General features: G+C 43.6%; 4 protein-coding genes and 1 pseudogene. 1 reads left to right on the forward strand and 4 read right to left on the reverse strand.

All coding sequences use genetic code 11. The features are described from left to right. Window positions 1-408: 408 nt before the first annotated feature. From H6G76_RS35765 to H6G76_RS35775, 3 genes are all read right to left on the reverse strand, one after another. Window positions 409-1,659: an HhoA/HhoB/HtrA family serine endopeptidase gene (locus tag H6G76_RS35765; protein WP_190710931.1), complete on the reverse strand. Its 1,251-nt coding sequence runs from the start codon at window positions 1,657-1,659 to the stop codon at window positions 409-411. Window positions 1,660-1,763: 104 nt separating this feature from the next. Further along, window positions 1,764-3,146, reverse strand: a complete 1,383-nt coding sequence (locus H6G76_RS35770) for an aminopeptidase P family protein (protein ID WP_190710932.1) — start codon at window positions 3,144-3,146, stop codon at window positions 1,764-1,766. A gap of 27 nt (window positions 3,147-3,173) precedes the next feature. Further along, the gene (locus H6G76_RS35775; RefSeq protein WP_190710933.1) at window positions 3,174-3,431 is read right to left on the reverse strand and encodes a hypothetical protein; all 258 of its coding nucleotides are present in this window, start codon (window positions 3,429-3,431) and stop codon (window positions 3,174-3,176) included. Window positions 3,432-3,654: 223 nt separating this feature from the next. On the opposite strand from H6G76_RS35775, the gene H6G76_RS35780 reads away from it, so the two are divergent. Beyond that, window positions 3,655-4,455 (forward strand): PhzF family phenazine biosynthesis protein, encoded by an 801-nt coding sequence (locus H6G76_RS35780; protein ID WP_190710934.1) that lies wholly within the window; start codon window positions 3,655-3,657, stop codon window positions 4,453-4,455. A 149-nt stretch (window positions 4,456-4,604) separates the two neighbouring features. Here the strand turns inward: H6G76_RS35780 and H6G76_RS35785 are convergent. Then, window positions 4,605-6,218, reverse strand: a pseudogene (locus H6G76_RS35785) (NACHT domain-containing protein); the annotation flags it as partial. Window positions 6,219-6,321 lie beyond the last annotated feature (103 nt).

Below are 6,321 nucleotides of genomic sequence, written 5' to 3' on the forward strand. Positions count from 1 at the left end.
TTAAATAGAGCTTATTGCGAATAAATGCTCTTTTTCTTTTACCACAAATTGCTACACTCTTTGTAAGATAAGCATTCTAGACCATTTTGTCCCCCCGCAAGCTGGTCAAGTCGCTTGGCTCCAATTCGTAATTCGTAATTAACGTGAGTTCGACGGATGTTAAAAACCCCTCTCCAAACCTCTCCCCTGCAAGGAGAGAGGCTTTCAAAACTTGTTTTTTTCGTTCAAAACTAGGAAGATTTATGCCCCTCTCCGCGTCGGAGAGGGGTTGGGGAGAGGTTCATCGAACTCACGTCGTAATTAATACCCCATGAATAAATTTAGGGGCTTGAAATAATGAATTAATTATTAATTTTGTTCGCAATTACGAATTACGAACTACGAATTACGAATTATTTGGTCACGATATTACTGCACTTGAGATGGGAAAGCTCCTGGTCGTACAGATAAATTCAGAGTTTGTCCCTGACGACGTAACTCTAGACGCACATCTGTCCCTACTTGGCTACTGTCTACTGCTTTTTGTACACTACCAGCTTCTGTAACAGTATTACCATTGAGCTTTTCGATCACATCACCCGCCCGTATTCCGGCTTTGGCTGCGGGGGAATTAGGCATAACTTTGACAACTAATACCCCTTTATCTTCGTCAACATTCAATCCACTGTTGGGGTCGGAATTAATATTTTCCTTTAGTTGTGGTGTTAAGCCAATCATCTGAATTCCCAGATAAGGATGTTGAACTTTACCTGTAGTAATAAGTTGATTAGCAATGCGTTGCGCTGTATTAATGGGAATAGCAAAACCTAAGCCTTGCGCTCCTTGAATAATAGCTGTATTCATAGCAATTACTTCACCATTGGCATTTAGTAGCGGCCCGCCAGAGTTACCAGGGTTAATTGCTGCATCAGTTTGAATATAATCTACACGCTTATCAGCCGCACCGATTTGATTACCACTGCGTCCGGTGGCACTAATGATACCTGTAGTAACAGTATTATCTAATCCTAAGGGGTTGCCGATCGCGATCGCCCATTCTCCTGGTTGCAATTGTTCTGAGTTACCCAAGGTGACTGTTGGTAAATTATCGGCTTGAATTTTTACAACTGCGACATCAGTTAATTCATCTTTTCCTAATACCTTACCTTTAAAACTACGCCCATCTTTGAGAATAACTGTTACTGTATCAGCACCATCAACAACGTGAGCATTGGTAAGAATTCTGCCATCACCACTGATAATAAACCCGGAACCAGTACCTCGTTCTACTTTTTCTTGAGAGTCTGGTATTTCCGAACCAAAAAATTGGCGGAAAAATGGGTCTTTGAACTGTTCTGGGATTTCGGTTTTGACAGTGCGAGAAGAATCAATACGTACTACTGCTGGCCCGACTCGCTGCACGACCTTAGTCACAAAATTAGGATCTGTAGCAGCTGGTAGTGGTGGTGCTGCATTGACTCGACTCAATGCTAAATTCGATGCAGTTTGCGATACCTGCTGTTGGTGATTAGCTAAATAACCTCCAGCCATTGTCATACCCGATCCCAGCAGCACTAGCGATAGAGAAGCAGCGGCCTTCTTCCAAGGTGCTGGATGGCGGTATTTGGTCTCAGAACTCCTATTTAATAAGTTATTGCCGTCTGGTATTTGGTCTTGCATTGCTGTCTGAAATGGTATTTAAATATATTTCTAAGGTAGACAGCGTTTGTTGCACATTTGTGACAAGTGTATAGCGTTGGTATGAAAATTTTGCTTTCTTTAATTCAACCTTGAACAAGATTTTCTACACTCTCAGCATCATTTGGTAAGGCAGATGTTAAAACTTCGCTACCCTCGGCGGTAACTAAAACATCATCTTCGATGCGGATTCCTCGGACATCAGCAAATTGTGCTAACCGTTCCCAATTCACCACATCTTGATATTTGATTTTATTTTGGGCATCATTTAAGATTGCTGGAACTTGATAAAATCCCGGCTCGATAGTCACTAACATTCCTGCGCGTAGGGGACGATTTAAACGCAGATAGCCTAAACCAAAGCGGCTGCTTCTTCTCCTGTCCTCTTCATATCCCGCTAAATCCCCCAAATCTTCCATATCATGAACATCCAAACCCAATAAATGCCCAATTCCGTGGGGAAAAAACAGCGCATGGGCATCCATCTCGACTAAATCTTGAGGATGACCTTGCAAAATCCCTAAATCTACTAATCCTGCCGCAATCACCGTTGCAGCTAACAAATGAATATCTCTATACTCCACCCCAGGGCGAATTTTAGCAATGCAAGTATCATGAGCCGCTAATACAACATCATAAATATCCCGTTGCGTCGCAGAAAACTTGCCAGATACAGGCCAAGTCCGGGTAATATCAGCCGCCCAACCCATTTCGGTTTCTGCACCGACATCAGCCAGTAGTAAATCTCCTGGTTGCAGATGGTGATGATACACCTCATTATGCAGAACTTCCCCACGAACGGTAACGATACTGTTATAAGAAGTGGTCATATTATGGCTAATAATTACCCCTTCCATCGCCGCCCGGACTTCTGCCTCTAGTTTGACTTTGGGTGTCGCAGCCATCCCCGCTTTATGTGCTGCAACACTCACCGCCGCAGCTTGGCGTAACTCGGCTAAGGCTTCTGCATCGTGGGTAAGGCGTAATTTTACAATTGCCTTAGCTAACTCCAGATCTAACCCTTCTAAGTCATAAGGTGAAGATATCTGCCGCCACAGCACTTGAGACTGTACAAAACTAGTCTGGTAATTCTGCACAGGTATTGAGGCTGCATCCCTACCTCGATGTTTCAATTCAGACATAGTTCTAGCGACATCTGCACCTATCTTCTCGGCAATTTCGCTGCGTGTGGGCATTTCTCCATACCACAAGGTGCTGGCGGGCGTAGGATCATCCATAAATAACTCTAGCTTCCCTGTGTCGAGACGAATAGCGGCATTAGGTAGAGGCAATCCCGCAAAATAAAGAAAATGACTACTGGCGCGAAATGGATAGGCGTTAGCTGGAAAGTTACGGGGACTGCTACCGCCAGACCATAGAATCACGGGAAAATCAATTAGTTGCGCCAGTTTTTGCCGCCTGTGGCGTAGGGTATCAGCCAGGGAACTAGAAATGTTGTGGATAACCATAAATTAAAACTTGAATAAGATTGTTATTTAGTCATTGTCGTTATCTTTATCATTGTCTTTGTCGTTATTGTCATCGTCGTGATCATCATCATCTTTTTTGCGATCTTCTCTGGGCTGTGACTGATTTTGATTGTTATATTGCTCTTTTTGTGGCGAAGTTGCTTCGGGTAATTTGGGTGCCTGAACAACGCAGCTAACTAATCCTAGAGAAATCAGCCCTAAGTGGATAGTAGCAAAGATTGTTTTGAGGGTTTTGGTTTTCAAGTTCACGTCTTGATTTAGCATTGACTTGTGCTGATAGAAATAGTATTACTAATTTCTACATTACTGCTGAGATGTTTAGATTGTTCGAGTAATTGAACTGCGTAACTATCTTATGCACCTATAGTTTGCTGACTAAAGTAATTCTATAGCAAGCCTAAATGAAATCCAAACAAACCTATTGCCTATTGACTATTGCCTATTGCCTGCCCCCACGAGTAATTTGTAAATCAAATAGGATTGCTATATGACACAAATCATTACCCAGGTTGATGCCTTTACCAATACACCTTTTGCCGGCAACCCTGCGGCTGTCTGTGTTTTGCCTGCACCAAAAGATGATCGCTGGATGCAGCAGGTAGCGCAGGAGATGAATTTGTCTGAGACAGCTTTTTTAATTAAACAGGATGATGGCTTTAATCTGCGTTGGTTCACGCCAACCGTTGAGGTTCCGCTTTGTGGTCATGCAACTTTAGCTAGCGCCCATGTGCTTTGGTCGGAAGGACATTTGTCAACCGATGAAGTGGCACGTTTTTATACGAAAAGCGGGTTACTGATTGCCAAATGCCAAGATGCATGGATTGAGTTAGATTTTCCGGCAAATCGATCGCAAGCAGCGATCGCATCTCCACAACTAGGCGATGCTTTAGGTATAAATTGCACATCTGTTTACCAAAATTCCCTCGGCTATCTTGTAGAAGTGGAATCAGAAGATTTAGTCAGGCAAATGCAGCCTAATTTTCAACTACTCAAAACATTACCTGTAGATGGTGTAATTGTTACTAGTAAAACTAACCCTGATTCTCCATATGATTTTATTTCTCGCTTTTTTGCACCTAGATTAGGAATTGATGAAGACCCGGTAACTGGTGCTGCCCACTGTTGTCTTGCTCCTTTCTGGCGCGATCGCTTAAATAAAAATACGTTCTTAGCTTATCAAGCATCCAGCCGTGGTGGTGTCGTGAAATTAGATTATGATGGTGGCGATCGCGTCCTGCTCTCTGGACAAGCAGTTACAATTTTGCGTGGTGAATTGATGAGTCATTGACTGATCCCGTTTCACTTTCAGTTTGATACAAATAGTCTGCAGGGGGGCAGAGGGGCAGGGGAGCAGAGGAGAAAATATTTGTATCATTTATTTGGTGAAATGGTATGAGCGTCCGCCGCGAATTGCGAATTGCGAATTGATATCAATGCCTATTGCCATTCCCTATCTTCAAGTTCCTTCTGAGGCAACAATAAAGTTGCTTCAATTTCTTGCCTAATTGCAGATGTCACCTCACAATTGCTATTCAAGCAATCGAGCAATAGCTGATTGGCATCATAGTAGCGTTGTAGCACTTGCTGTTGCTGTTGGCTAAATTGCCAATGGTGGTTAATATTACGATAATTAGCGATCGTCATTTTTAATTGTTCAATCCAAGCTGAAGAGTGTGCCTGCCACCATACTTGAAATTTTTCTTGGTTTTGATTAGGATTCGGCAATTGCTCTTGAAGTTGTTGTAGAGATTTATGCAGTCCAGCATCCAAGACAATGCTCAGAATGTTCGAGAGAGCATCTCCACAGGCATGAGCATAGGCAAAATCTTGGCTGCGGTCGATTGCACATTCCAGCAGTAAGTTATCTAACACGGCATCCAGAAGCATTCCCTGGTCTAGGGTGCAGGCTAGGGTGAAGTGAGGAGCTATGTGAGGATTCCGGGCAAGGGCAAGGTAAAATGCACGGGTACTCGCCACTTGTGGTGGCGACGGGGTAGTCAGAGATTTTTGGCTTGCCCATGTCAAAAATTCTTGGAGGTAAGGGTCTTGGGCAACTAGTGCATCGATGTGTTGTTTCATCAACTGCACCAGCCCGTCTGCACTCCGAAGCATGGCAGCTGTCAACAAGAAGATTTCGCGCCAGTGAGGGTCAGTGATGTGACTGACTAATCCTGCCAGAGCTTGCTCTAATGCCTGGAGGTTATGGCTGGCAACGATTTTTCTCGCCGTAAAGTATTCTTGAAACGCCAGATAAGAGAAGGAGAAAATTCCTCGCGCCCGTTCTGTCAGTAGCCCATGTTGGGCTTCTATCGCCTTGAGTACCGCTTCACTTTCTAATTGCAGTTCCTCTGGCTCCATTGCCACCTCAGGCAGATTCCGAATATAGTCACTGATATATTGCTCAATAACCCGTTGCTCAAAGAAGTACTGACCCCCTTCAAACGTTGCGGCTGCTATCTGACTTAATAACTTGAGCTTTTGTGGTAATAAAAACCCTCGGTAAACATCATCCCGTTCAACGCCTCTAGCTTCATCCCATTTGCCCAAGAGTAAATCTAGCCCTTGCTTATAAAAATCAGTCCGCTTAGTGGGAAATTTTTCCTGACCGTGGAACACCCAGCAGGCCAGATGCAAAAATAGGGGTGTGATCACGAGTTGGCGAAATTGCCAGTTTTCAGGTAAGTCTAGCTTATGAATAAACTGAATGGATTGTGCCTGTCCATGTTGAGTATTTGTCTTGGTGAATGCCACAAACCATTTTCGAGCAAAGGCGCGGATTTGTTCAGAGGTAAATGGGGCAATCTCAACATCGGTAAAGCCCCGGAGTGTGAGCTTTTTAGCTGCCGTTCGACAGGTCGCTACAAACCGATTTTTGTGATATTTATCAGAAAATCTGCGAATTTCTCTTAAGACAGCATTACTCTCTTGGTTAAGAACTTCATCCATCCCATCGAACAATAGCAATACTCTGCCTTTCTCAAGCAAGGTTTCAATCACAGATTCTTCGGAAATTCCAGACGTAACAAACTCCTGGCGGATGTAGCGTAAGAGGCCTTAAGGGGCTACAAAAAGGGCTAGAATGCAGACAGAATAAGTCTCATAGCTCTTTGACCTTGTTGGTAGAAAGGACGCTTATTAGGACTTAATGTCAATA

This window comes from Nostoc sp. FACHB-152 (assembly GCF_014697475.1).
Taxonomy (GTDB): Bacteria; Cyanobacteriota; Cyanobacteriia; order Cyanobacteriales; family Nostocaceae; genus Nostoc_B.